25 protein-coding genes and 1 pseudogene are annotated in these 23,904 nt (G+C 73.1%); 15 read left to right on the top strand and 11 right to left on the bottom strand.

Annotated features, from left to right (window positions below):
• Positions 1-78 precede the first annotated feature (78 nt).
• Genes ACZ4NB_RS01485 through ACZ4NB_RS01470 form a run of 4 tightly spaced genes read left to right on the top strand, consistent with a single transcriptional unit; the run spans position 79 to position 3,453 of the window.
• A complete protein-coding gene (locus ACZ4NB_RS01485; protein ID WP_467657560.1) occupies positions 79-477 on the top strand; it encodes a 6-pyruvoyl trahydropterin synthase family protein in 399 nt (132 codons plus the stop codon).
• Positions 474-1,595 (top strand): glycosyltransferase family 4 protein, encoded by a 1,122-nt coding sequence (locus ACZ4NB_RS01480; RefSeq protein ID WP_467657559.1) that lies wholly within the window; start codon positions 474-476, stop codon positions 1,593-1,595. The genes ACZ4NB_RS01485 and ACZ4NB_RS01480 overlap by 4 nt, the downstream gene beginning before the upstream one ends.
• Positions 1,592-2,461, top strand: a complete 870-nt coding sequence (locus ACZ4NB_RS01475) for a class I SAM-dependent methyltransferase (protein ID WP_467657558.1) — start codon at positions 1,592-1,594, stop codon at positions 2,459-2,461. The genes ACZ4NB_RS01480 and ACZ4NB_RS01475 overlap by 4 nt, the downstream gene beginning before the upstream one ends.
• Entirely contained in the window at positions 2,461-3,453 is a 993-nt protein-coding gene (locus ACZ4NB_RS01470; protein WP_467657557.1) for a lysylphosphatidylglycerol synthase transmembrane domain-containing protein, read from the top strand. Before ACZ4NB_RS01475 ends, ACZ4NB_RS01470 begins: the two co-directional genes overlap by 1 nt.
• 102 nt (positions 3,454-3,555) lie before the next feature.
• On the opposite strand, the pseudogene ACZ4NB_RS01465 reads toward ACZ4NB_RS01470, so the two are convergent.
• Positions 3,556-4,119, bottom strand: a pseudogene (locus tag ACZ4NB_RS01465) (RibD family protein); the annotation flags it as partial.
• Positions 4,120-4,219: 100 nt separating this feature from the next.
• Positions 4,220-4,975 carry a creatininase family protein gene (locus ACZ4NB_RS01460; RefSeq protein WP_467657555.1) on the bottom strand — a complete coding sequence of 252 codons (756 nt, stop codon included), beginning with the start codon at positions 4,973-4,975 and terminating at the stop codon, positions 4,220-4,222.
• Between the two features lie 112 nt (positions 4,976-5,087).
• On the opposite strand from ACZ4NB_RS01460, the gene ribA reads away from it, so the two are divergent.
• Positions 5,088-5,783, top strand: coding sequence for a GTP cyclohydrolase II (gene ribA / locus ACZ4NB_RS01455; protein ID WP_467657554.1), 696 nt, complete (start codon positions 5,088-5,090; stop codon positions 5,781-5,783).
• An 87-nt stretch (positions 5,784-5,870) separates the two neighbouring features.
• On the opposite strand, the gene ACZ4NB_RS01450 is transcribed toward ribA, so the two are convergent.
• Positions 5,871-6,623 carry a CbtA family protein gene (locus ACZ4NB_RS01450; RefSeq protein ID WP_467657553.1) on the bottom strand — a complete coding sequence of 251 codons (753 nt, stop codon included), beginning with the start codon at positions 6,621-6,623 and terminating at the stop codon, positions 5,871-5,873.
• 15 nt (positions 6,624-6,638) lie between these two features.
• Positions 6,639-6,857: a CbtB domain-containing protein gene (locus tag ACZ4NB_RS01445; protein WP_407285603.1), complete on the bottom strand. Its 219-nt coding sequence runs from the start codon at positions 6,855-6,857 to the stop codon at positions 6,639-6,641.
• A gap of 310 nt (positions 6,858-7,167) precedes the next feature.
• Here ACZ4NB_RS01445 and ACZ4NB_RS01440 point away from each other — a divergent pair, with 310 nt between their 5' ends.
• The 5 genes from ACZ4NB_RS01440 to ACZ4NB_RS01420 all read left to right on the top strand — a co-directional run bounded on the left by ACZ4NB_RS01440 (position 7,168) and on the right by ACZ4NB_RS01420 (position 13,989).
• Complete coding sequence (locus ACZ4NB_RS01440; RefSeq protein WP_467657552.1) at positions 7,168-7,740, top strand: histidine phosphatase family protein; 573 nt, start codon at positions 7,168-7,170, stop codon at positions 7,738-7,740.
• 137 nt (positions 7,741-7,877) lie between these two features.
• Complete coding sequence (locus ACZ4NB_RS01435; protein WP_467657551.1) at positions 7,878-8,318, top strand: SPW repeat protein; 441 nt, start codon at positions 7,878-7,880, stop codon at positions 8,316-8,318.
• Between the two features lie 513 nt (positions 8,319-8,831).
• A complete protein-coding gene (locus tag ACZ4NB_RS01430; RefSeq protein ID WP_467657549.1) occupies positions 8,832-9,893 on the top strand; it encodes a methyltransferase in 1,062 nt (353 codons plus the stop codon).
• A 143-nt stretch (positions 9,894-10,036) separates the two neighbouring features.
• A complete protein-coding gene (locus tag ACZ4NB_RS01425; RefSeq protein ID WP_467657548.1) occupies positions 10,037-11,863 on the top strand; it encodes an alkyl/aryl-sulfatase in 1,827 nt (608 codons plus the stop codon).
• 95 nt (positions 11,864-11,958) lie between these two features.
• Positions 11,959-13,989, top strand: coding sequence for an ATP-binding protein (locus ACZ4NB_RS01420; RefSeq protein ID WP_467657547.1), 2,031 nt, complete (start codon positions 11,959-11,961; stop codon positions 13,987-13,989).
• A 13-nt stretch (positions 13,990-14,002) separates the two neighbouring features.
• Here the strand turns inward: ACZ4NB_RS01420 and ACZ4NB_RS01415 are convergent, their stop codons facing one another.
• From ACZ4NB_RS01415 to ACZ4NB_RS01395, 5 genes are read right to left on the bottom strand one after another with little or no spacing between them, the layout of a single operon-like run.
• Positions 14,003-15,040, bottom strand: a complete 1,038-nt coding sequence (locus ACZ4NB_RS01415) for a serine hydrolase domain-containing protein (protein ID WP_467657545.1) — start codon at positions 15,038-15,040, stop codon at positions 14,003-14,005.
• Positions 15,040-15,957 carry a DUF6895 family protein gene (locus tag ACZ4NB_RS01410; protein ID WP_467657544.1) on the bottom strand — a complete coding sequence of 306 codons (918 nt, stop codon included), beginning with the start codon at positions 15,955-15,957 and terminating at the stop codon, positions 15,040-15,042. Before ACZ4NB_RS01410 ends, ACZ4NB_RS01415 begins: the two co-directional genes overlap by 1 nt.
• The gene (locus tag ACZ4NB_RS01405) at positions 15,957-16,940 is read right to left on the bottom strand and encodes a DUF6895 family protein (RefSeq protein WP_467657543.1); all 984 of its coding nucleotides are present in this window, start codon (positions 16,938-16,940) and stop codon (positions 15,957-15,959) included. The genes ACZ4NB_RS01410 and ACZ4NB_RS01405 overlap by 1 nt, the downstream gene beginning before the upstream one ends.
• On the bottom strand, positions 16,937-17,638 hold the full coding sequence (locus tag ACZ4NB_RS01400) for a hypothetical protein (protein WP_467657542.1): 702 nt from the start codon (positions 17,636-17,638) through the stop codon (positions 16,937-16,939). Before ACZ4NB_RS01400 ends, ACZ4NB_RS01405 begins: the two co-directional genes overlap by 4 nt.
• Before the next feature lie 12 nt (positions 17,639-17,650).
• Positions 17,651-17,836 (bottom strand): hypothetical protein, encoded by a 186-nt coding sequence (locus ACZ4NB_RS01395; RefSeq protein ID WP_467657540.1) that lies wholly within the window; start codon positions 17,834-17,836, stop codon positions 17,651-17,653.
• A gap of 397 nt (positions 17,837-18,233) precedes the next feature.
• Between ACZ4NB_RS01395 and ACZ4NB_RS01390 the strand changes: the two genes are divergently transcribed.
• Positions 18,234-18,977 carry a dienelactone hydrolase family protein gene (locus tag ACZ4NB_RS01390; RefSeq protein WP_467657539.1) on the top strand — a complete coding sequence of 248 codons (744 nt, stop codon included), beginning with the start codon at positions 18,234-18,236 and terminating at the stop codon, positions 18,975-18,977.
• Between the two features lie 329 nt (positions 18,978-19,306).
• Positions 19,307-19,714, top strand: coding sequence for a TOBE domain-containing protein (locus ACZ4NB_RS01385; protein WP_467657538.1), 408 nt, complete (start codon positions 19,307-19,309; stop codon positions 19,712-19,714).
• 92 nt (positions 19,715-19,806) lie between these two features.
• Here the strand turns inward: ACZ4NB_RS01385 and ACZ4NB_RS01380 are convergent, their stop codons facing one another.
• On the bottom strand, positions 19,807-20,937 hold the full coding sequence (locus tag ACZ4NB_RS01380; protein WP_467657537.1) for a PucR family transcriptional regulator: 1,131 nt from the start codon (positions 20,935-20,937) through the stop codon (positions 19,807-19,809).
• Positions 20,938-21,170: 233 nt separating this feature from the next.
• On the opposite strand from ACZ4NB_RS01380, the gene ACZ4NB_RS01375 reads away from it, so the two are divergent.
• Positions 21,171-21,701, top strand: a complete 531-nt coding sequence (locus ACZ4NB_RS01375; protein WP_467657536.1) for a molybdopterin-dependent oxidoreductase — start codon at positions 21,171-21,173, stop codon at positions 21,699-21,701.
• 56 nt (positions 21,702-21,757) lie between these two features.
• Here ACZ4NB_RS01375 and ACZ4NB_RS01370 read toward each other — a convergent pair whose 3' ends face one another.
• On the bottom strand, positions 21,758-22,177 hold the full coding sequence (locus ACZ4NB_RS01370) for a TOBE domain-containing protein (RefSeq protein WP_467657534.1): 420 nt from the start codon (positions 22,175-22,177) through the stop codon (positions 21,758-21,760).
• 291 nt (positions 22,178-22,468) lie between these two features.
• On the opposite strand from ACZ4NB_RS01370, the gene ACZ4NB_RS01365 reads away from it, so the two are divergent.
• Both ACZ4NB_RS01365 and modA read left to right on the top strand, forming a co-directional pair.
• Positions 22,469-22,864, top strand: coding sequence for a TOBE domain-containing protein (locus ACZ4NB_RS01365; protein ID WP_467657533.1), 396 nt, complete (start codon positions 22,469-22,471; stop codon positions 22,862-22,864).
• Positions 22,865-23,023: 159 nt separating this feature from the next.
• Positions 23,024-23,824 carry a molybdate ABC transporter substrate-binding protein gene (gene modA, locus ACZ4NB_RS01360; protein WP_467657532.1) on the top strand — a complete coding sequence of 267 codons (801 nt, stop codon included), beginning with the start codon at positions 23,024-23,026 and terminating at the stop codon, positions 23,822-23,824.
• Positions 23,825-23,904: the final 80 nt, after the last annotated feature.

Raw genomic sequence — 23,904 nt, 5'->3', positions numbered from 1 at the left:
CGGCACACCGCGACCGCCCCGCGGCAGCACCGTCACCGCGGCCATCCATGAGACCGACATCACACCGGAGGAACGCCCGTGTTCAGCATCACCGTCCGCGATCACCTGATGGTCGCGCACAGCTTCCGCGGCGCGGTCTTCGGACCCGCCCAGCGTCTGCACGGCGCGACCTTCATCGTGGACGCCACCTTCCGCCGCGAGGCTCTCGACGCCGACAACATCGTCGTCGACATCGGCCTGGCCACCCAGGAACTCGGCCAGGTGGTCGGCGAGTTGAACTACCGCAACCTCGACGACGAACCCGCCTTCGCCGGGATCAACACCTCGACGGAGGCGCTGGCCAAGGTCATCGCCGACCGGCTCGCCGACCGCGTGCACGCCGGCAACCTCGGCGAGGGCGCCCGCGAGCTGGCCGGCATATCGGTCACCCTGCATGAATCGCATATCGCCTGGGCGACGTACGAGCGCACGCTGTGACGCGGGCCGGCGCCGACGGGGCGCCGGAGCGGGTGGTGCACTTCGTCCTGCCCGGTGGCGTCGATGATCCGGCGAGGCCCAGCGGGGGCAACGTCTACGACCGGCGGGTGTGCCGCGACCTCCCGGCGCAGGGGTGGCGGGTGCGCCCGTACGCCGTGCCCGGCAGCTGGCCGCAGCCGGACGCGGCGGCATGTGCGGGGCTGGCGGGCCGGCTGGCGGCCCTGCCGGACGGCGCCGTGGTCCTGCTCGACGGACTGGTCGCCGGCGGCATCCCCGAGGTCCTCGCCCCCGAGGCCGAACGGCTGCGGCTCGGTGTGCTGATGCATCTGCCGCTGGGGGACGAGACCGGGCTCGACCCCCAGACGGCGGCCGAGCTGGAGGCCCGCGAACGCCGCACCCTGCGGGCCGTGGGGGCCGTGGTGGCCACCAGCGAGTGGGCCGCCCGCCGGCTCGTCGCGCACCACGGGCCGGCCGCGGCGCGGGTCCACGTCGCCCGGCCGGGGGCCGATCCCGCGCCGCTCGCGCCCGGCACGGACGGGGCCGGCGGGCTGCTCTGCGTCGCCTCGCTCACCCCGCGCAAGGGGCAGCGTCGGCTGCTCGACGCCCTCGCGGCCGTCCGTGACCGGCCCTGGAGCTGCGCGTTCGTCGGCGGGCCCGGCGGCGACCTCGACTACGCCCGGCAACTGCCTCGCAGAGCAGAGGAGTTGGGCATCGCCGACCGGGTCGACTTCACCGGTCCGCTGGCCGGCGCGGCGCTGGCCGCCCGCTATGCCGCCGCCGACCTGCTGGTGCTCACGTCGTACGCCGAGACCTACGGCATGGTCGTCACCGAGGCGCTGGCCCGCGGCATCCCGGTGCTGGCGACGGCGGTCGACGGCGTACCGGAGGCCCTCGGGCGGGCCCCCGACGGCAGCCTGCCCGGGCTGCTCGTACCGTCCGGAAGCCCGGTGGAAGTCGCCGACGCGCTGCGCCGATGGCTCGGCGATCCGCTGCTGCGCCACCGGCTCAAGAGAGCGGCACGCGGCCGGCGTGCCATGCTGGAGGAGTGGGAGATGACGTCGCAGAGTCTGGCCGGAGCGCTGGAACGGCTTCGGCAGGAACCCCGGAGGGCGCGTTGAACGCCGTGGGAAGCGCCCGGTTCGCCGCCGACTGGCTGGAGTTGCGCGAGCGCGCCGACGCCGTGTCCCGGGCGACCGAGCTGCTGCGCCCCTTGCGTACCTGGCTCACGCAGGCCGCGGCCGAGCGGCCGGGGCGCCCGCCCGGCCTGGTGATCCGCGATCTCGGCTCCGGTACGGGCTCGATGGCCCGCTGGCTCGCCGTCCGGCTGCCCGGTCCGCAGCGGTGGACCCTGCACGACCACGACCCGGCGCTGCTCGCCCACGCCGGCTCGCGGATGCCCTCGACGTCCGCTGACGGCCGGCCCGTTCATCTCGCGACCGAGCACGGCGATCTGACCGCCCTCAGCGCCGCGGACCTCGCCGGTACGTCACTGGTCTCCGCCTCGGCGCTGCTCGATCTGCTCACCCTCGACGAGATCGAGGCGCTCGCCGAGGCATGTACGAGCGCCGGGTGCCCCGCACTGCTGGCGCTCTCCGTCGCCGGGCGGGTCGAACTGACCCCGCAGGAGCCCCTCGACGCCGAGCTGGCCGACGCCTTCAACGACCACCAGCGCCGCGTGGACCAGGGCCGCCGCCTGCTCGGTCCGGACGCGGTCGCGGCGGCGGTCGCCGCGTTCGAGCGTCGGGGGGCGACGGTGTCGCTGCGCTCCAGTCCGTGGCGGCTGGGCAGCGCCGAGTGCACGCTGATCGCCGAATGGCTGCGCGGCTGGGTCGGTGCCGCCCAGGCCCAGCGGCCGGCGCTGGCGCCCCGGGCCGCCGGGTACCTGCGCCGGAGACTGGAGCAGTGCGCGGCGGGGGAGTTGGGCGTCACGGTGCACCACACCGATCTGCTGGCGCTGCCCGGTCCGCCGTCCGGGGGCGTGTGATGCGGCGGTCCGGCTGGGCGGCGTGGCTGAGGCTGCTGGTGGGCGCGGGCGTGCTGGTGGCGCTGGTGTGGCATCTGGGCTCCGCCGCCTTCCTGGCCGGGCTGCGCCGGATCGACGCCGGTACGCTGCTGGCCGCCCTGGCCATCGGCCTGCTGACCACGGTCCTCAGCGCCTGGCGCTGGTGCCTGGTGGCCCGCGGCCTGGGGCTGCGGCTGCCGCTGGGCCGGGCCGTCGCGGACTACTACCGGGCACTGTTCCTGAACGCGGTACTGCCCGGCGGCGTCTTGGGCGACGTCCACCGCGCCGTCGGGCACCGCGGCGGCGCCGGCGACCTCGGCCGCGGGGTGCGCGCGGTGATAGTGGAACGCGCCGCGGGCCAGCTGGTGTTGCTCGTCTGCGGTGCCGCGGTGCTGCTCGTGCGGCCCTCGCCGGTCTCCGCGGCCCTCGCCCGCGCCCTCGGCTCGCCCGGCGTCGCGCTGCCCGCCGCCGCCCTGTGCGCGGTGGCCCTGGCGGCCGCCGGATGGTGGTGTCTGCGCCGGCGCGCCGGGCGCACCGTACGGGCCGGAGCCCGCCGGGGCCTGCCGTCCCGCTCGGTCTGGCCTGGCGTCGCGCTGTCGTCGGTGGCGGTCCTCGCGGGCTACCTCACGATGTTCGTCCTGGCGGCCCGGGTCGCCGGGGTCGATGCCCCCACCGCCGAGCTGGTGCCGCTGGTGGTGCTGGCGCTGCTAGCGATGGCGCTGCCGGTCAACATCGGCGGCTGGGGCCCCCGCGAGGGCGCCGCCGCCTGGGCGTTCGGCGCCGCCGGACTGGGCGCCGCGCAGGGACTCACCGCCTCCGTGGTCTACGGCGTGCTCGCCTTCGCCGCGAGCCTGCCCGGCGCCCTGGTCCTGCTCGCGCGGTGGGCCGCCGGGGCGCGGGTCGGCCGCCGCCCGCAGTTCGAGCTCGAAGAGCGTGTCCTCGCCGAGCAGGGCGCGCCGCAGCGGCGGACGTAGCGCCTCGCGCATCACCGGCGTACCGGGGAACCGCAGCCCGGGGACGCCGTCGCCGAGCAGCACCGGCGCGACGGTGAGGTACAGCCGGTCCAGCGCCCGGGCCCGCACGAACCGCGAGACGGTGACGCCGCCGCCCTCGATCAGCACCCGGCCCAGCCCGCGCCGCGCCAGCACCGCCAGCAGCCGCTCCGGGCCGAAGGCGTCCGCATCCGGCAGCCGAAGGACATCGACGCCGTCGCCCAGGGCTCCCCGCGTCGCGGGTCCGGCGCCCGGCCCGAGCAGCCACAGCGTCGGCGCCGCACCATCGGTGAACACCCCCCTGTCCACCGGCACCCGGCCCCTCGGGTCCAGCACCACCCGAACCGGATGCTCGCCCGCACAGGCGCGTACGGTCAGCCGCGGGTCGTCCGCCACGGCCGTGCCCGCCCCCACCACCACCGCGTCGGCCAGTGCGCGCAGCCGGTGCAGATGGCGCCGGTCCGCCGCGCCGGTGACGTAGTCGGCGTCGCCGGTACGGGTCGCGATGAAGCCGTCCAGACTCTGCCCGAGCTGCGCGAACGCGAGCCGCGGACCGGCCAGGCAGAGCGGCAGATAGCGCTCGGCCAGCTCGACCGCCTCGGGCGAGGCCGGCACCCCCCAACGCCACCCGCCGTCGCCGTCCGCCATCAGCCCGGCGGCCCGGGCATCGGCGGCCGTGCGGATCCGCAGCAGCCGCTCCCATGCCGCAGCGGCGTCCAGCACCTCGGACCTCTCCTCGGCCGCCATCTCACCGTCCGCCTTCCGCCGGTGCCCCCAGCAGCGCGGCGTATTCGCCGAATGCCCCGACCAGTCCGGCCAGCAATTCGCGGCCCTTGCGGGCCGAGGCGAGCGACGGGCGGCCGATGACTCCGGAGGCGGTATAGGCCGACATTCCCAACGTCAGCAGATGCTTTCGGTCATCGGCGGTGCAATCCGCCGATTCATAGCCGTCCTTGACCAGTTCGGGGTGGGCGTGCAGAAGGATGGAGGTCTCGACCTCGCCCGCATGCATATCGCTGTGCGCGGAGGTCCGCACCCCGGCCCGGTCGCGCGCCGCCTCCCAGTCGGCAGACTGGGGGAACAGCGCCATCCGCACCCCGCTCCCGGCGGATTCCTGAACCACATTGCGCAGTACGTAATTTCCACCGTGCCCGTTGACCAGAATCAGGCTGCCGATGCCGGACCGGTGCAGGGAAGCAGCGATGTCGGTGACGACCGCGTGCAGCGTCCGCGCGGAAATGCTGACGGTCCCCGGCCAGTCGGCGTGTTCGTGCGAACAGGACACCGTCAGCGGCGGCAGCAGCTGGACGGGGTGGGCGGCCGCCAGCTCCCCGGCGATGGTGCAGGCGACGACGGTGTCGGTGATCAGCGGCAGGTGGGCGCCGTGCTGTTCGAAACTGCCGACCGGCAGGACGGCCATCGACGGGCGCCGCGCCCGCACGTCCTCGGTGGTGTCCGCCGGCAACAGCGCGGAGACCGGGGACGGTTGTGGTGAAGCGGTCATGGGCGCTGCCGCCTTTCGTCGCCGGCTGACCGGGGAGTCGGCCTCGCAGCATACTTGTCGCATGGGTGAGTAATCCCTGCCGCCCTATTCACCGCGCGGGTACCATCGCGCCATGACGGACCCCGACGATGATGTCGGTCCGGGCCTCGGCCCCGACCTCGGCATCGCTCTCGACAATGCCGGCCGTGAAAATGCGGGTGTGGAACGGGTGGTGGAGGTCCGGCTGCCCACCACCTATGGGGAATTCCGCGCGGTCGGCTATCTCGACCGCCGCGGTGAAATCGAGCAGGTGGCGCTGGTCCACGGCGAGGTGGCGGGTGAACTGACGCTCACCCGGGTGCATTCGGAGTGCCTCACCGGCGATGTCTTCGGCTCCACGCACTGCGAATGCGGCGACCAACTGGCCGCCGCGCTGCGGGCGATCGTGGCGGCCGGCCGCGGCGTTCTGGTCTATCTCCAGGGCCACGAGGGGCGGGGAATCGGCCTGCTGGCCAAACTCCGGGCGATGAAGCTGCAGGACGACGGGCTGGACACGGTCGAGGCGAACATCGCGCTCGGACTGCCCGTCGACGCCCGTGAGTACCGCGTCGCGGCGGAGATCCTGCGGGATCTCGACGTCCGGTCCGTGCGGCTGCTGTCGAACAACCCGCGCAAGCGGGCCGCGCTGCTGCGGCACGGCATCGCCGTCGCCGAACAGGTCCCGCTGCTGGTGGCGCCCCGGGCGGAGAACATCCGCTATCTGCGGGCCAAGCGCGAGCGCCTCGACCACGACCTGCCGCATCTGGACGGCATCCACGGCCTGTCCTGAAACGGCCCGGCGGGCGAACGGAAAGGGGCCCGCGACGCGTGGTCGCGGGCCCTTCCGGGGTGCGCCTGTCCGGCGGCGGACGCCGTGTCAGGAGGGGACGGGCGCCGCCGCGGGTGCGGCGGCCCGCTGCTGCGCGGGGACGACGCGCTCCGCGAGGTGGCCGAAGAGCAGCCCGAAGGCGGTCCACAGCACCAGTTGGATGGCGATCGTCGACAGTCGGAACTGCCACAGCAGGGTGCCGGGGAAGCCGTGCGGCACATTGTCGTAGGACGGCAGGAAGGCGTAGGCGATGCCGACGGCGACCACGAACGCGGCGCCGGCCGTCACCGTGGCGTACCAGTTGCCCAGCTTGGGAGCCAGTCGCCGGCCGAGGATCGTCGCGCCGACGGTCAGCAGGATGCCGAGCAGCATCATCAGGAAGTACAGGGCGGTGCGTTGGCCGATGGTGTCGGGGTTGCCGACGGCCGGAGGGTTCGCCGGGTACTTCAGGAACGGTACGAGGTAGACCAGCAGTGCGCCGCCGGACAGCAGGACGGCGGTGGTCCGGGCGCCGAAGCGCCCGATCCGGCCCAGCAGGAAGCAGAAGACCAGTGCGGCGATGCCGCCCAGCGCCACGCCGTAGACCAGCACGCCGGTCGCCAGCCCCGCCGTGGACTGCATACCGCGGCTGACGACCTCCATCTCGTGGCCGTGGTCGTGGCTGTGGGCTTCCTCGAACGCGATGGCGGCGTCCACCCGTGGTTCACCCAGCAGGTAGGCGACGACCAGGGCGACGACACCGGCTGCCAGACCGGCGAGCAGACCGCGCACCAGAAGGTTTCTGATGGTGAGCGAGTTCATGGGTGCCGGGTCCGATCAGTGGCAGGGGAAGCCGAGGAGGTGGCGCCCGTCGTGGACCCACTCGTGCACGTCAGTTCCGGAGAACACCGAGGTGGCGCCCTGCTCGGCGCCGACGAAGTACAGCAGCACCATCATCAGGACGATGCCGAAGACCGCCCAGGGGGCGATCGCCTTGAGGGGGAGCGGAGCGGGGGCGACGGCGCCGGTGGCCGGGGGTGCGATGGTCTGAGCCATGGCAGGACCTCCTATTAGGGGGAACTCGCGTCCCTATTCAGTGGAGTGCGAGATGGCATGCCGGGTCTGGCTCATCCGGTCCTGGCCCTTTTGGGCTGGTAAAAACCGGACATACAGTGGCGCGACCGCGCCGGAGTTTCACCGGCTTCCGTCATGTCATCGTCAATACGATCGGGAAGGTACCGTGAACCGGCCACCGGGCCAAGGCCATGGAGGGGGCGGAGTGGCGCAGGGCGGGGCGCGCCCGCCGGGCAACTGCCCAGTACGGACGGCCCGTTGACGACGGCGGTGGGTAGCGGAAGGAGACGGCGTGACGACTCGGGTGATGTTGGTCTCACCGGCCGCGGGCGACGCCCAGCGCGAGGTGCGCTTCGACGACGACGGCCCGTTGAGCGAGGCCGGGCTGCGCCGCGTGCGGGCCGCGGCCGGATCGCTGCCGGCCGCCGACCGGATCTTCGCCTCGCCCTCCGTCCGGTGCCGGGAGACCGCCGCGGAGCTGGGGCTGTCGGCCCGCTCCGCGCCGGAACTGGCGGGCTGTGCGATGGGTGCCTGGCGCGGTCGGACCCTGGCCGAGGTCGCCGGCGCCGAACCGGTCGCGGTCTCCGGCTGGCTGAGCGATCCGGACTTCGACGGGCACGGCGGGGAGTCGCTGCGGGCGCTGTGCGACCGGGTCGCGGGCTGGCTGACCCGGATGGCGCTCGACGCGGGCCGGGTGGTGGCCGTCGTCGAACCGGACGTCGTGCGGGCCGCGGCGGTGTGCGCGCTGCGGGTGCCCGCGGACGCGTTCTGGCGGCTCGATGTCCCGCCGCTCACCGCGACCGAGCTGAGCGGTCGGGGCGGGCGCTGGAATCTGGGCCTGGGGCGGGCGCTGGACCGCAGGTGAGCGGGGGTGTGGCTGGAATGCTTCAGAATTCACCTGTCGCCTCATCTACACATAAAGGCGACATAAGCGCAGAATAAAGGTGCGCGGCCCGATGCCACGCGAAACGGCCAGGCTTGCGAGCGAAGGAGGCGAGTCGTATGGCCGACGTCTCACACCACAGGGGAGATCTCGCCGGTCACCCCGACGCTTCCGAGATGCGGGCTCGCTATGAGCGGGTGCTCGGTGGGCGTGATGTCGTACTCGTCGACGGTCCGGTGTTCTTGGTCGGCCTGTACTGCGCCGTCTCGCCGTGGATCGTCCACTTCGCCCTCGCGCAACCTCCGCTCGTGGTGCACAACCTCATCCTCGGCATCGCGATCGCCCTGCTGGCGGTGGGATTCACCGTGGCGCCCGAGCGGATGTACGGGCTGAGCGGTGCGATGTGCGCGATCGGGGTATGGATGATCATCTCGCCGTGGATCGTCGGCAGCAGCCCGGACGCCGGCGTCATCTGGAACAACCTCATCATCGGTGTTCTGACGTTCCTGCTGGGCGCCATGTGTGTCGCCGTGGCATCGAGGAGCCGCAGCGCCACATGATGTGCGCTCCCTGAACGGGGGCGTGTGACAGGCCGCCGGTGCGCCTGCCTCCCTCGGGTGGCGGGCGGGCCGGCGGCTGCGTGTGTGCGGGCTACCGGCGCCGTGCGCGGCCCTCGGCCGACAGGTGGCCGGCCAGTCCGGCCAGCATCAGCCCGCTCGCGAGGAGCAGGCCGTGCGCCAGGGCGATGCCCAGGATCAGGCCGGCGATCGCCGCGGCCCGTGCGAGCCGTGCGGCGCCGCGCGGGCAGCCGCGCGAGCGCCCGGTCGACGGGGTGCGGGGGTGGGGGAGGGCTTGGTGTCGGAACGACTCGGCGATCTCGCCGAAGGGGCGGTCGTCGTACGGGGACAGCGGCGTTTCTCCTCTCCCGGGTGGTGCGCGGGCGAAGGGGGCGTTGCCCCGTTGATCATTTGTAGTTAGGCTTGCCTAACTCATTGTGGGGCAACGACGTCACCTGCGTGTTGTGCCCTGCCGGGCCCTGCCCGTAACGCCGTTGACCGGAGAGGTGTCGCACCATGTCGTACGAGAAGCAGCCATCGGATGAGGCCCGGGACGCGCTGGTCCGGATCGCCTACGGCGGCATGGCGGCACACACGCTGGGCGCCGCGGCCCGCATGGGGATCGTCGACCTGATCGGGGACGGCGAGCGCGGCGCGGACGAGCTGGCGAAGGAGTGCGCCGCCGAACCGCAGGCCATGGGCCGGTTACTGCGGGCGCTGGCCGGACTCGGACTGCTCGTGGAGCGGTCTCCCGGAACGTTCGCCACCACCCCGGCCGGTGCCCTGCTGCACAGCGACCACCCCGAGTCGCTGCGGTCCTTCTCCCGGATGTTCACCGATCCCACCATCCTGCGGGCCTGGGAGCTGCTGGACGACAGCGTGCGCACCGGACGGCCCTCCTTCGACACGGCCTTCGGCCAGGACTTCTTCGGCTACCTCGCCCAACAGCCGCAGCTCTCCGCCGACTTCAACGCCGCGATGGGCCAGGCCACCCGCGACACCGCCGCGCTGGTCCCCGCGGCCTACGACTTCGGCCGCTTCCGGACCGTCGCCGACATCGGCGGCGGCGACGGCACCCTGCTCGCCCCGATACTCCAGGCGCACCCCGCGCTCCGCGGCATCCTCTTCGACAGCTCGGAGGGCCTCGCCCAGGCCGGTACGAGGCTGGCGGACGAGGGGCTGGACGGGCGCTGCTCCCTCGTCGCCGGGGACTTCTTCGCCACCGCTCCCGAGGGCGCCGACCTCTACCTCCTCAAGAGCGTGATCCACGACTGGAACGACGAGCAGTGCACCACGATCCTGCGGCACTGCCGGAAGGCGATCCCCGACGACGGCCGGCTGCTGATCATCGAGCCGGTGCTGCCGCCCGTCGTCGACCCCTCGGCCTCCGGTGTCGACCCCTCGGAGTCCGGCGCGCTCTACCTCAGCGACCTCAACATGCTGGTCAACGTCGAGGGCCGGGAGCGCACCCGGGACGACTTCGACCAGCTGTGCCGCGCCGCAGGCTTCGCCCTGCGCACCGTCGTCCCGCTCCCGGAGCCCAGCCGCTTCTGCCTCATCGAGGCCGAGCCGGTCTGATCCGGCGGTGATCCGCCCCGGCGCGGCGCGTCGGGGCGGGGCCGTCGGGGCCCCTGCGCACGCGTGCGGCCGCCGCCCGGACAGGGATAATCGAGGTAGGGGCTATTTGGCTCTGGGCGACCGCCCCGGAGAGGGAGCATCCCGTGACCGCTGTGCCCGTGGATGATCACGAAGACTTCGCCGACGCCGACCGCGGGTTCATCGCGGAGCTCGACCCGCCCGAGGTCACCATGGACGACGGCCGGGTGGTCTGGGACGCCGGGGCCTACGGATTCCTGGCCCAGAACTGTCCCGACACCGCCCACGAGGGACTGTGGCGCCAGGGCCGGCTGGTGAGCCGCCAGGGTCTGTACGAGGTCACGGAGGGCATCTACCAGGCCCGCGGTCTGGACCTGTCCAATATGACGCTGGTCGAAGGCGATCACGGCGTGATCGTCATCGACCCGCTCCGCTCCGCGGAGACCGCCGCCGCGGCCCTGGAGCTCTACCGCAAGCACCGCGGAGACCGGCCGGTCACCGGCCTGATCTACACCCACTCGCACGGCGACCACTTCGGCGGCGCCCGCGGCGTGCTCCCGCCCGGCCACCACCCCGTTCCGGTGCTCGCACCCGCCGGCTTCCTCGCCCAAGCGGTCGGCGAGCACGTCTACGCCGGACCCGCGATGGCCCGGCGCGCCGTCTACATGTACGGCGCCGAGCTCACCAAGGCGCCGGACGCCCAGATCGGCTGCGGTCTGGGCGCCACCCACTCCACCGGCACCATGACCCTGGTCCCGCCCACCGTGGACATCACCAGCACCGGCCAGGAGGAGATCCTCGACGGTGTGCACCTGGCCTTCCAGCTCACCCCGGGCACCGAGGCGCCCGCCGAGATGAACTTCTGCTTCCCGGCGCACCGTGCGCTCTGCCTGGCCGAGAACGCCACCCACACGCTGCACCACGTCCTGTCGCTGCGCGGCGGCGCCGTCCGCGACGCCCGCGCCTGGTCCCGCTACCTGGGCGAGGCGCTCGCCCTCTTCGGCGACCAGGCGGAGGTCGCCTTCGCCTCCCACCACTGGCCGACCTGGGGCAAGGACCGCGTCAGGACCCTGCTGGCCAACCAGCGCGACCTGTACGCCTATCTGCACGACCAGACCGTGCGGCTGCTCAACCAGGGGCTCACCGGCCCCGAGATCGCCGAGGAGCTGCGGCTGCCACCGGGCCTGGCGCGCGAGTGGGCCCACCACGGCTACTACGGCTCGCTCAGCCACAACGTCAAGGCGATCTACCAGCGCTACCTGGGATGGTTCGACGGCAACCCCGCCCACCTGTGGGAGCACCCTCCGGTCGAGCAGGCCAAGCGCTATGTGGACACCATGGGCGGCGTCGAGGCCACCGTGGACGCGGGCAAGCGGTACGCCGCCGAGGGCGATCTGCGGTTCGCCGCCACCCTCCTCAACCACGCCGTCTTCGCCGACCCCAAGAACCTCCGCGCCCGCCGCGAACTGGCCCTGGTCTACGAACGGCTGGGCCACGGCTGCGAGAACGGCACCTGGCGCAACTTCTACCTCACCGGCGCGATGGAGCTGCGCGGCACCCTCGCCGCGCCACGGCCCGCCACCGCCGTCCCCGAAATGGACCGGGCCCGCACCGTCGACCAGCTCCTCGACGCGCTCGCCACCCGCATCGACGGCCCGCGCGCCTGGTCCACCCCGCTCACCCTCGACCTCTACCTCCCCGACGAGGACCGGACCTGGCATCTGACGCTGTCCAACGGGGCCCTGACCCATCTCAGTTCGCCGGGCGCCCCCACCCCGTCCGGCGACCCCGGCCCCGATCTGACCCTGACCCTCACCAAGCCCCAACTGCTCGACGTCCTCGCCGGCCAGGGGCCGCCCGAGGGGGACCACGCCGGTGGGACCGGAGCGCTCAACCAGCTCCTGGGCCTCCTCAGCCTCCCCGACCCCACCTTCCCCATCGTCACGCCCTGACCGCCACCGGCCCGCCCGCAGTCGTCAACTTCGCGCCGCGGAGCGCCCACGCCACCCTCCGCCACCCGACGCCGAAGCTGGGGCAAACTGGCCTGGTGGCGAGCAGCATTCCCGAAGAAACCAGCAGCTTCATCGGCCGGCGGGCCGAACTACGGCAGATCGGCCAGGAGTTGACGGACCACCGGCTGGTCACCCTGACCGGGCCCGGTGGCGTGGGCAAGACCCGCATCGCCATACGAGCCGCCCGCGCGGCGGCGCCACGGTTCCCCGACGGTGTCTGGTGGGCCGAACTGTGGCCGTTACACAACGCGGGGCTGCTGCTGGCAACGGTCTGCGACGCCGTCGGCCTGGCCGACCACACGGCCCGCACTCCCGCGGCGGCGCTGTGCGAATGGCTCGCCGACAAACGGCTGCTGCTGGTCCTGGACTCCTGCGAACACCTCGTCGACGCCTGCCGCGATCTCCTCGGAGACCTGCTGACGGCCGCCCCCCACCTGACCGTGCTGGTCACCAGCCGGCAGCCGCTGGACCTCGTCGGCGAGTGGACCACCGAGATCGGCCCGCTGCCCTGGACCGGCGACAACGACGCGCTGGCCCTGTTCACCGAGCGGGCCGGCGCCGCCGTACCCGGCCTGCGGCTGACCGACCCCCGGCACGCGGCGGCCGCCGACACCATCTGCCGGCGCCTGGAAGGCATTCCGCTGGCCCTGGAGCTGGCCGGCGCCCAGTTGGCCGGCACCTCCGTGGAGCGCATCGCCGAGCGGCTGACCTCCCGCTTCGACGCGCTCGACGGCGACCCGCCGACGCGGTTCCCGCGGCACCGGACGCTGCGCTGCGCCATCGGCTGGAGCCATGAGCTGTGCACACCCCTGGAGCGGCTGCTGTGGGCCCGGCTGTCCGTCTTCCGGGGCACCTTCGACGAGGAGTCGGCGGCCTCGGTCTGCGCCGGCGGCCCGCTCCCCGAGGAGGAGGTGCGCACCGTCCTCGCCGGGCTGGCCGCCAAGTCGGTGCTCACCCGCGAGGGCTCGCGCTTCCGCATGCTCGACACGCTGCGCGAGTACGGCCGGCTCTGGCTCGGCGAGCTGAACGAGACGGCGGACCTCGCGGACCGGCACGCCGCGCACTTCGTGGCGTTCGGCCGCCGCGCCGAACAGGGCTGGCCGGGCCCCGAGCAGGTCGGCTGGTACCGCCGGGTCGCCGACGCCTATGTCGACCTGTGCGCCGCCCTGGACCACCTCCTGGACGCCGACCCGGAGCGGGCCCAGGAACTCAGCGCCTCGATCGGCTTCTTCTGGAGCTGCTGCGGCCATCTGCACGAGGCCCGCGACTACACCGCCCGCGCCCTCGCCGCGCACCAGGGACCGAGCCGGGCCCGCACCCGGGCGCTGTGGACGCTGGGCGTCGCCGTACTCCTCCAGGGTGATCTGGAGCTGGCCGACGCCCTGGGCGTGGAGTGCGCCGACGCGGCGCGGGCGGGCGACGACGCGGGGGAGGTGCTGGAGGCCGGCTACCTCATCGGCCTGACCCATCTGATGGCCGGCCGCCCGATGTCCGCGTACACCGTCGTCGAGCAGGTCCTCGGAGCGCCGCCCACCAGCCCGTTCGACGCACCCGGACGGCTGCGCTGCCACCTCGTACGGATCTTCGCGCTCACCAACCTCGGCAAGCTCGACGAGGCCCGCGCCGAGGCCACCGCACTGCGCCGCGGCTGTGCGGAGCGCGGCGAACACTGGACCCGCTCCTACACCGACTACCAGCTCTCCCTGGTCGCGCTCTTCCAGGGCCGCCCCGCGGAGTCGGCCGGGCACGCCCGCGCCATGCTCGCCGCCAAGCAGGACATCGGCGACAAGTTCGGGATCGCCCTCGGCCTGGACGTGCTCGCGGCGGCCTTGGCGGCCCAGGGCGAGGGCGCCGCGGCCGCCCGGGTCTACGGATGCGGCCAGGCCATCTGGCGCACCGTCGGGCATCCCCAGCGAGGCACCCCCGAGCTGCGCGCGGTGCGCGAGGAGTGCGAGCGGCAGGCCCGCGCGGCCATCGGTGACGACGCCTACGCCGAGCTCTTCCACCAGGCCAGTGAGGAGCGCCCCGAGGCCGCCCTCGCCCGGATCCTGGCCGGCGATCTGTGACCGCCGAACCGGTTCAGGCGGCGGGCTCGCCGGCCAGCGTGTACAGCAGCTCGTAGGCGGTGGGGATCATCCGGCAGCCGTTCCCGCGGCGGGTGGCCAGCGCCACCAGGCCGGTGTGCGACGCCGGGTGGTAGCCGAGGAACGCCTGCTGGCCGAAGGTCGCCCCGACGTGGAAGAGCAGCGGCCCGCGCGGGGCCGGGTGCTGGAACCACGTCAGGGTGTGGGTGTTGCGGCGCCGCCAGCCGCGGCGCAGCAGCGGGACCTGGACGTCGCGCAGCGGCAGCGCCAGCGGGGTGTCCTCGGGGGAGAGGTGCGCTTCGAGGTAGCCGAGCAGATCCCCGGGGGTGGCGCGGACCGATCCGATGGCGGCGAAGGCGCCCATGTCGGTGCTGCGCACCGGCGTCACCCCGTTCGCCCGGTGGCCGATGGCGTCGGTGCCGGTGGCCCCCGGGCCCAGAGTGGTGTCCGCCAGCCCGAGCGGGCGCAGTACCCGGTCGGTGAGCAGGGCCGGGTAACCGGTGCCCGCGGCCTGGGCCATGGCCGGGCCGAGCAGCGCCAGCCCGAAGTTGGAGTAGCGCCAGCGGGTACCGGGGCGGTTCCGGGGCCGGGTCCGGGCGAAGGTGCGCAGCAGGCGCTCGGTGTCGTAGGCCGCGTACCCGTTGACGGAGGGGTGCAGCAGGGCGCCGGGGATCAGGTCGGTGGGGATCCGCGGCAGTCCCGAGGTGTGGGTGGCCAGATGCCGCAGGGTGATCCGCCGGGAGCACGGGTGCGGCAGCGACAGGCCCGGCAGATGCGCGGCGAGCGGATCGTCCAGCCTCAGCACCCCGGCCCTGGCCAGGTCGGCCAGCAGCAGCACGGTGAAGGTCTTCGACAGCGAGCCCACTTCGTAGCGCAGCGCATGGCGCGGGGTGGGCGGGGTGAGGGCCGTGCCGCCGGTGAGCACGGTGCGCAGCCCGCCCCGGGTGACCGCGAGGACCACGTCCGGGGCGTCGATCAGGGTGACCGCGTCCGCGAGGCGGTCGGCGAGCGCGACGCCGCGTGCCGAGCCCATCAGACCGCGGACATCGCCCGGGAGGTGGCCATCGCGGAGGCGAACGCGGCGACCAGGGTGGGGTGGTGGACCTGGTCGAACACCGACGCCGGGTCCCCCTCGGGCATCCCGTGCTGGACCGGCATCGCGCCGGAGGCCGCCTGCGCGGCGGCGTAGCGCTCCCACAGCGCCGCGTCCAGCGAGGGCCGCGGCAGACAGGCGTCGACGACGAGGAGCTCGCCCAGCAGATCCCAGTGTTCGAGGTCCGCCCAGTCGTTCATCCAGGCCGGCAGGTACCGCGTGAGGTAGTCGGCGATGGCCGGCGGAATGCCCTCGGGGCTCTCGCCCCAGTTCGTGAGGTGGAAGACGGTGTGGGTGAGGTCGTAGGCGATGTGCAGCTGCACCGTCCAGGGTTCGGCCAGCTGCCCCAGCCAGGTGCGGGCCACGGCCTGTCCGAAGTCGCTGCTGGGCACGAGGCCCAGCTTGCGCTCCGCGTTGAGCACACCCAGCCGCCGGTTGGCCGGCATCTCCAGCGCCGCCCAGGTCCCGGTGCGCCGGCAGACCTCCACCCGCTCCTCCAGCCCCGGATGACGGTGGCCCAGCTCGTGGAAGGGCGCATAGACCTCCAGTGGCACGGGGGACAGCGGCTCGTCGCACTGGAGCCGGGCCAGTACGTTGCCGCCGTCCAGCAGCTCCCGCCAGGCGAAGTCCAGCAGCTGCCCGGCACGGGTCTTCTGCCGGGACCCGGCCACGCCCTCCCGGAACAGCACCTGCATGTTCATCGCCAGCTCCCCGATGGGCTTGAGCCGTTCGGCGACCGCGGCGTTGGTGGCGAAGTCCTCGGGGGTCAGCCGGAAGCGCTCACGGTGCTCGTCGAGCCAGGACAGGGCCCGGTCGCCGACACTGTGCAGCAGGGCGGGGGATGCGGCCGTCACCATCACGTGGCTGTCTCGCTTTCACAGAGGGTCCGCCCGCCCACCAGCGCCGGGCCGCCGGCCGACGGACCGGCCTCGGCCTCGTCGGCGGCGATCCGGGCGAGGGTGGCGGCGAACGCGGTCACCAGGGTGGAGTGGTAGCAGGCGAGGAAGGCCCCGTGCGGATCGCCTGGGGGTGGGGCCGTGCCGATTTCCCGCACGCTGCCGTCGGCCGCCTGCGCTTCGGCCAGCCGCTCCCAGGCCACCGCGTGGTACGGAGCCGCGGGCAGGCAGGCCGTCACGGCCAGCAGCTCGCCCACCAGGTCCCACAGCTGCTCCTCCAGCCAGTTCTCCAGCCAGGAGGGCAGCCACAGCCGCAGATAGCCGGCGAGTTCGGGCGACAGCCGCTGCCGGTTGCGCCCCCAGTCGGTGAGGTGGAAGACGTCATGGGTCATGCCGTAGGCCGCCCTGCGGTCCAGTGCCCACGGCTCCGGCAGCCGGCCGAGGCCGGTCAGCGCCAGCACGGCGGCGAAGTCGGCGTGCGGCCGCAGTCCGATCCGCCGCTCCGTGTTGAGCACGCCGAGCGTACGGGTGTGGTCCTCGCGCGCCACCCGCCAGCCGCGCAGCCGCATGGTGGTCTGCAGCAGATCGTCGGCCTCGGCGTGGCGCAGCCCGGCCTGGGCGAAGATCCCGTACAGCTCCGCCGGATAGGTGGCGAACGGCTCACCGCGGATCAGCTCGGCGAACAGCTCGCCGTCCCGGGTCTCGTTCCAGGCGAACGAGAACAGGCCGCGGGCCGTCTGGCGGATGTCGTCCCGCGGGTGCAGCACCCCGATCAGCTGGGTCAGTTCGGCCAGTTCGCCGAGGGGTTTGAGGGTCAGGTTGGGATCGGCGTCGGTCGTCACGTCCGGAGGCAGGCGGAAGAGCCCGCGCGCCTCCTCCAGCCACCCCAGGCTGCCCTGGACCATCCGGTCCAGCAGCCCGGGGTCGCTGTCGGCGGCGGTCACCAGCCCCTCCCGTGGAAGCGCTGGGCGGCCGCGACGTGCAGCGCGACCCGCGGGTCGGCGCCGCCCATCTGGCGGACGAACGCCAGCCCGCTGTCCAGCCCCAGGGTCTGGGGCACCTCGGGCAGCCGGGCCAGCCAGCGGCCCAGACCGGCCGCCTGCGGCCAGTCCCGCCGGCGCACCGCCCGGACGAAGCCGCGGGACAGATCGTCGGTGCGGGTGGCCAGTTGCTCGGCGAGACCCGAGGCCAGTTTGGGCAGCGCGAGCGATGCCAGTTGCGACACCCGGTGCGACAGCTTCGGCCAGGGGTCGAGCCCCACCCATTCGGTGTCGGCGTCGGGCGCCGCCGGCCAGTGCTGTGCGCCTCCGGGAAGAAACGCGTGCGCGGCCTCGACCAGGCCCCGGTAGGTCCACACCGACACCTGCGAGGCATCGGTTCCCGGCGGATAGGCCGCGAGCGCCTGCCTGACCACCGCTTCGTCGTCCGCGCCGAACGGCGCCGCCCGGTGCTCCACGGCGTACGGCGCGAGCGCATCGGCGCCGAGCACCCGAACGGCGGCTGGGGTCAGCGCGTTCTCCTGCTGCAGAATGCCGGACAACGCATAGGGGTCGCCCTCGCCCCGCAGGGCGAGGGCGACCTCTGTTGCGGCATCGGCAATCACAGCGCTCAGCGGGACTGCTCCCTGCGTCTGCTCAGCCAACGCTTTGTCCCCTCAGCGAGTGTCCGTCTTGGGCCGGGGGGTGGGAGGCGAGAGCAGGAGCAGCGCGGCCAGCAGCAGCACCCCTGCGCACTCGCGGGTGTCGCGGAAGACACCGTCGGATTCGGCGGGTTCCAGCAGTCCCTCGACCTCGGCGGCCAGGAAGGCCGTCTCGACGGGCGCTGTGCGGTCAGTAACCATGCGATCAACTCCTTTGGCGAATGGGATACCAGATTCACATCGCCCTTTATGGGTCGCAACGGGAAAAATCGGAACATTAGGCGGTTCGTGTGACTTCACGTCATATGTGATGCCGCCATGCGTTCCATCAAGTTCCCCCGCCTCATGGGGAGTTGAGGGATGGCCGGGTGATATGTGGCAGCTGCCCGGGTGACGGCCCTCAGGGTGACGGTCGGCGGGTCGGCCCCTCAGGGCGGCGTCCTTCGGCGTGCGAGCCGGGTGGATCGGCCGGCCGGCCCCCGACCGGTAGCGCCTGCCGCACGACGCGCTCCCCGCGCTGGAAGATCTCTCGCAGGGGCCGGCACCGCCGCGCGGCCCGCCCCCTACCGCCACCGACCGAGGCAAGGGCAGGGACCCCATGTACGACGCACTCCTGGCAGAGACCGTCACCCTCACCGGCCACGGCGGCGACCTCATCGAGGCGTACGCCGCCCGGCCGCTCGTCCCCGGGCCGGTCGGGGGTGTGGTGGTCATCCACCACATGCCCGGCTACGACACCGGCAGCAAGGAGATCACCCGCCGGTTCGCCGCCGAGGGCTTCCTGGCCGTCTGCCCCAACCTCTACAGCCGCGAGGCGCCCGGTGCCGACCCGGACGAAGCGGCCGCGGTGGCCCGCGCGCGGGGCGGGGTTCCCGACGCCCGTCTGGTCGGGGACGTCGCCGGAGCCGCCCGCTATCTGCGCGGACTGAGCTCCTCCAACCACCGGGTGGGGACCATCGGGTACTGCTCCGGCGGCCGTCAGTCCTTCCTCGCGGCCTGCAGCCTGGATCTCCAGGCCGCCGTCGACTGCTACGGAGGCTTCATCACCCGCCACCCGCCCGAGGACTCCCCGCTCACCGTCGAACCGATCCTCCATCTGGCCAAGGACCTCGGCTGCCCGCTGCTCGGCCTCTTCGGCGCCGAGGACCAGCACCCGTCCCCGGAGGAGACGGCGGAGCTGGAGAACGCGCTGCGCAAACTTGGCAAGGTCCATGCGTTCCATACCTACGAGGGCGCCGGGCACGCCTTCTTCGCGGTGAACCGCCCCAGCTACCACCCGCAGGTCGCGCAGGAGGCATGGCAGCGGGTGTGCGAGTTCTTCGGGCGGCATCTGAGCGGGTGAGGGGGCGAGCGGGTGAGCGGGGTGAGGGGGAGGGGAGGGTGCGCGTGGGGGCGTGTGGGGGTGCGTGAGGGGGCCGTGCCGCGGTGCTGCCGTGCTGGGCGGGCCTTCTTCTCGGAGGTGTCCGTGCTGCGAGGGTTTTCCTCTCGGCGGTGCGGGTTTGCGCGGACCGCTCCTCTACACCCGCCCACCCCCCGTAGGGGGGTGGGCGGAGGGGAAAAAGACGTGGAGCGCAGAAGACGTGGAGCGCAAAAGACGTGGAGCGGAAAAGACCTGGAGGGGAAAAAGTCCAGGCGGCGAGCTTTCGCCCTCCGCTGCCCTAGAGTGCCAAGGTGCCGACGTACAGCATTGGTCAGGCAGCCGGACTGCTGGGAGTGAGTGCGGAGACCGTCCGCCGGTGGGCCGACGGCGGTCAGCTGCGGATGGACCGGGACGGCGCGGGGAACCGCATGATCGACGGGGTGAGCCTCGCGGCGTTCGCCAAGGAGCGGGCCGCCGGGATGCATCCGGTGCCCGGCGATGTGCTGACGTCCGTACGGAACTCGTTCGCGGGGATCGTCACCAAGGTGACCATGGACGACGTGATCGCCCAGGTCGAGATCCAGTCCGGGCCGCACCGGCTGGTGTCGGTCGTCAGCCGGGAGGCGGTCGAGGAACTGGGCATCGAGGTCGGGGTGACCGCCACCGCCCGGGTGAAGTCCACCCATGTGCATATCGACCGGCCGGGCGACCGGAGTTGAGCCGCGGGGAGACCGCACCCGGCGCGTCCGGCCCGGCAGGCTCAGCGGCACAGCAGGCCCAGCGGCCCGGCAGGCTCATCGGCACAGCAGGCTCAGCGGCACAGCAGCGCGGCCCGCAGGTCCAGTTTGTGGTCGAGCCGGGACAGGTCGCGGCCGGTGAGCATCTCTATGCGCTGGATGCGGTAGTGCACCGTGTTCACATGCAGCCGGAGCTTCTCGGCGGTACGCGCCCATGACCCGTGCTGCGCGAGGAAGACCTCCAGAGTCTCCAGCAGCATCCGGTGCGAGGCGGAGCCGCCGCGCCCCAACGGGCCGAGCACCCGGCTGCTGAAGGCCCTGCGGACATCGGCCGGGACCCCGGCGAACAGGGAACCTATCGTGTGGAGGTCGTCGACGCGGGTCACCCGGGTACCGTCCGGTGCCTCGGAGCGGGCCACCGCCAGGGCGTAACGGGCCTGGTCCAGCGCGGAACCGAGCCCCTCGGCGGCGGGTACCAGGGCGCTGACCCCCGCGTGCGGCACCGCCTGCCGAAGGGCGTGCAGCGTCGGCCACGCCTCGTCCAGCGGGGTGCGGCCGCCCGGCCCCTCGGCCTCCGGTGCCGTATGGACGACGGCGACCGCCTCACCACCCGGTAGCCCGCCGACCGCGAACGGCTCACCGGGGGAGCGCCGCAACGCCTCGGTCAGCGCGTTCACTGCCCTGTCGCCGTCCGCACCGCCGAGGGCGGCCACCAGCACCCGGTACGGACCGGTGGCGGGCAGCCCGCAGGTGCGCAGCGCGGCGTCGAGCGCCGCACCGTCGGCCGGGCGGGCGTCGAGGAGTGCGACCAGTTCGTCGGCCGCCGGCCGCTCGTCCGGCCGCAGCGCCTCGGCGACGGCCCGGAACGTGGTGTGCGCGGGCACCGCCACCAGCACGACGCCGTGCGCACGGCAGGAGTCGACGAGCGCCTCGGGAACCTCGCCGTGCGCCTTCTCGGCGGCCAGCAGCGCGACGGTCCCGGCCGAGCACAGCGCCGAGACGAAGCGGTCGGCCCGCGCGCGGTCGCTGCCGGGCGCCCACCACCCCAGACCGCTCAGCACCAGCTCGCCCGGCCGCAGCGACCCCGCCGGGTCGGCGAGGTCGGTGGTGGTGACCCCGCGGACTTCCCGGTCGAGCAGGGGGCCCTCGCCCCACAGCAGGGTCAGATCGAGCGAGTCGACCTGGAGGAGATCGTGGACGTGCATGTGCTGGCTCCTTGCGCGGCTGCCGGAGGCGAATTCCGGCACGCTCACCTTCACGAGGCGAATGCGGGTCCCAACATCGTAAACCTCGAATATGCCGCCCTCATGCCGCATTTCCTCTCACAGCGGCAAAGCAGAAGTGCACATGAGGGTGGCATGTGTGGTTCAAGTCCGGCTCACTCGGGCATCACTGGGAGGCAGCCGCCGCTGTACGGATCGCCTCCAGGGGGACTCCCATGACGCGAACGAGCCGAATCGACCCGCCGTCCCGCACCACCGCCGTTCGTCCGGCGGCGCCCGAGGATGCCGTACGCGCCGACGCCCGGCGCCTGGTGATCCGTGGTCAGCTGCGCCGTCCGCTCGCGCTGACCGTCGCCGACCTGCGGGAGCGGTGGCGGCAGCACCGAGCCGCGGTGGTCTTCGACTGCGCCAAGAACGGTCCGCAGCACCACACCTTCCACGGGCCGCTGCTGCGCGACGTCATCGACGCGGCGGAGCCCGCCTTCGACGCCCGGCGGCGCAAGGACCGTTCGCGCTATCTGCTGGCCGTCACCGGCGGGGACGGGCACCACACGGTGCTGTCCTGGGCGGAGATCGACCCGGACTTCGGCGACGCGCCGATCCTGCTGGCCACGGCCATGGACGGGCGCGGGCTCGACGGTGCGGGCAGTCAGCTCGTGGTGCCCTCCGATCGCTGCGGGGCGCGCTACATCAGCGCGATCACCGGCATCTGGGTCGGCACCTGCGCCCCGCCGGAGCGGCCGTAGCGGCCGCTGGAGCCCGAAGTCACCCGCCGGACGGGGGACTTCGCCGGGCGGTGTGCTCAGGCGGCGGCGAGCGCGATCTCGGTGGACTTGATCAACGCGGTGACCTCGGAACCGGCGGCCAGACCCAGGTCCTCGACCGCGTCCTTGGTGATCGCGGCGGTCAGCTCGCCGCCCGCGACCGCGACCTTCACGCCGGCCATCGCGCCGCCGGTGGCGACATCGGTGACCGTGCCGGGGATCTGGTTGCGGATGCTGAGCCCGCCGACCGCGCCGGTCGCGAGGGCGACCTCGGTGGACTTGATCAGCGTGCGGACCTCGGAGCCCGCGGTGATGCCGAGTTCCTCGACGGCCTCCAGGGTGACCGCGGCGGTGATCTCCTGGCCGCCTTCCAGGCGGACCTTGACGGTGGCCATGACCTCGCCGGGCGAGACGGTGAGAACGGTGCCGGACATCTGGTTGCGGATGCTCAGGCTCATGGACGTACCTCGCGGGAGAAGGGAGAAGGGAGAAGGGAGAAGGGAGCGGAGAGGGATGGAGAGGGGCGGAGGGTGGAATGCCCGTATTGTGCTCCGGGTGATCGGCACTCTAGCCGCCGGCGCCGCCGTCGCGGCCCTCCCCGCCCCCGAGTCCGCGCCCCCTTCGCGCGTCTGCCCGGGGCGCCGTACTTCGTCCGTTCCTCCAAGGCGCCCGGCCTCGGGCTGGCACCTGCCATATAGGTTCGCCCGGTGGATTGCAGATGCGACCTTGAGCTGCATATCTTGTCGCACATGCAGTCCTACACGATTGGTCAGGCGGCGCGGCTGCTGGGCGTCAGCCCGGACACGGCGCGTCGCTGGGCCGATGCCGGCAGAGTCGCGACCCACCGCGACGACAGCGGGCGCCGCCTCATCGACGGCCGCGATCTGGCCGCCTTCTCCATCGAGGTGGCGCAGCACGGCACCGGTGAGGACGACGGCTCGTACACCTCCGCGCGCAACGCCTTCCCGGGCATCGTCACCGCCGTCACGCTCGGCGATGTCGCCGCCCAGGTCGAGATCCAGGCCGGTCCGCACCGCCTGGTGTCCCTGCTGACCCGGGAAGCGGTGGAGGAGCTCGGCCTGGAGGTCGGCATGCAGGCCACCGCCCGTGTGAAGTCCACCAGCGTGCACGTCGACCGCACCTGACCCATCGCACCCGACCCACCGCGGCAGCACCGCAGCCGGAGCGTCCCCACCGTGCCGACGTCAGCTGCCCCACCCCAGCGGCGTCGCCCGTCCACGGCGCGGCTATTCCCATCCGCTCGGGCGGCGTCCGCCGTCCCGCGTCACAAGGAGTCACGCCTCATGCCCCAGCTCGTCACCGGGCGCCGCGCCGCCGCCGCGATCGTCACCGCCGCCCTGCTCGTTCCGCTCGCCGCCTGCGGGAAGGGAGCGGACAAGAAGAAGGACGACGGCGACGCGAAGTCCGGCGGCACCACCAAGGCGGAGCTGACCGTGCTGGCCGCCTCGTCGCTGACCGATGTCTTCCAGAAGGCCGGCGCGCTCTACGAGAAGGACCACCCGGGCACGAAGGTGAAGTTCTCCTTCGCCGGCTCCCAGGAGCTGGCCGCCCAGGTCAGGGAGGGCATCCCCGCCGACGCCCTGGTCACCGCCGACACCAAGACCATGGACAGCCTGAAGGTCGACACCGGTGCCCCGACCGTCATCGCCAAGAACCGCCTGGTCATCGCGACCGGTGAGGGCAACCCGAAGAAGATCACCGCGCTCAAGGACCTCGCCAAGAGCGATCTGAAGGTCGTGCTCGCCGCCTCCGAGGTGCCGGTCGGCCGCTACAGCAAGCAGGTGCTGGACGCCCAGAAGCTGAAGGTCGAGCCGGTCTCGCAGGAGCCCAACGTCCGCGCCGTCCTGAGCAAGGTGGAGCTCGGTGAGGCCGACGCCGGCCTGGTCTACAAGACCGACGCCGCCACCGCGCCGAAGAAGGTCGACGCCGTCGACATCCCCGACGCGCAGAACGCCGTCGCCTCCTACCCGGCCGCGACGCTGAAGGCATCGGAGCACTCGGCGGCCGCGGCGGCGTTCGTGAAGTGGCTGAGCACCCCGGCGGCGCAGAAGCTGCTGCGGGAGGCGGGCTTCCAGCAGCCGTAACGGCGCGGGGGGGAGAGGGGGGGGGGTTTGTGTTTGGGGGGGGGGGGGGCGCGGCGCTTCTCCCCCCTCCTTTGCTGCTT

This window comes from Streptomyces sp. NPDC026575, from assembly GCF_055567415.1.
Note: the sequence above shows the minus strand (reverse complement) of the source record. Positions and strands in the feature narration are given on the sequence as shown.

What these genes read in the sequence shown, in the direction of transcription:
- ACZ4NB_RS01470 (WP_467657557.1), top strand. Translation starts at nt 2,461, where the DNA reads ATGCGGCGGTCCGGCTGGGCGGCGTGGCTGAGGCTGCTGGTGGGCGCG.
- ACZ4NB_RS01460 (WP_467657555.1), bottom strand. Translation starts at nt 4,975, where the DNA reads ATGACCGCTTCACCACAACCGTCCCCGGTCTCCGCGCTGTTGCCGGCG.
- ribA (WP_467657554.1), top strand. Translation starts at nt 5,088, where the DNA reads ATGACGGACCCCGACGATGATGTCGGTCCGGGCCTCGGCCCCGACCTC.
- ACZ4NB_RS01450 (WP_467657553.1), bottom strand. Translation starts at nt 6,623, where the DNA reads ATGAACTCGCTCACCATCAGAAACCTTCTGGTGCGCGGTCTGCTCGCC.
- ACZ4NB_RS01445 (WP_407285603.1), bottom strand. Translation starts at nt 6,857, where the DNA reads ATGGCTCAGACCATCGCACCCCCGGCCACCGGCGCCGTCGCCCCCGCT.
- ACZ4NB_RS01435 (WP_467657551.1), top strand. Translation starts at nt 7,878, where the DNA reads ATGGCCGACGTCTCACACCACAGGGGAGATCTCGCCGGTCACCCCGAC.
- ACZ4NB_RS01430 (WP_467657549.1), top strand. Translation starts at nt 8,832, where the DNA reads ATGTCGTACGAGAAGCAGCCATCGGATGAGGCCCGGGACGCGCTGGTC.
- ACZ4NB_RS01415 (WP_467657545.1), bottom strand. Translation starts at nt 15,040, where the DNA reads ATGGGCTCGGCACGCGGCGTCGCGCTCGCCGACCGCCTCGCGGACGCG.
- ACZ4NB_RS01410 (WP_467657544.1), bottom strand. Translation starts at nt 15,957, where the DNA reads ATGGTGACGGCCGCATCCCCCGCCCTGCTGCACAGTGTCGGCGACCGG.
- ACZ4NB_RS01395 (WP_467657540.1), bottom strand. Translation starts at nt 17,836, where the DNA reads ATGGTTACTGACCGCACAGCGCCCGTCGAGACGGCCTTCCTGGCCGCC.
- ACZ4NB_RS01390 (WP_467657539.1), top strand. Translation starts at nt 18,234, where the DNA reads ATGTACGACGCACTCCTGGCAGAGACCGTCACCCTCACCGGCCACGGC.
- ACZ4NB_RS01380 (WP_467657537.1), bottom strand. Translation starts at nt 20,937, where the DNA reads ATGCACGTCCACGATCTCCTCCAGGTCGACTCGCTCGATCTGACCCTG.
- ACZ4NB_RS01375 (WP_467657536.1), top strand. Translation starts at nt 21,171, where the DNA reads ATGACGCGAACGAGCCGAATCGACCCGCCGTCCCGCACCACCGCCGTT.
- ACZ4NB_RS01370 (WP_467657534.1), bottom strand. Translation starts at nt 22,177, where the DNA reads ATGAGCCTGAGCATCCGCAACCAGATGTCCGGCACCGTTCTCACCGTC.
- ACZ4NB_RS01365 (WP_467657533.1), top strand. Translation starts at nt 22,469, where the DNA reads ATGCAGTCCTACACGATTGGTCAGGCGGCGCGGCTGCTGGGCGTCAGC.
- modA (WP_467657532.1), top strand. Translation starts at nt 23,024, where the DNA reads ATGCCCCAGCTCGTCACCGGGCGCCGCGCCGCCGCCGCGATCGTCACC.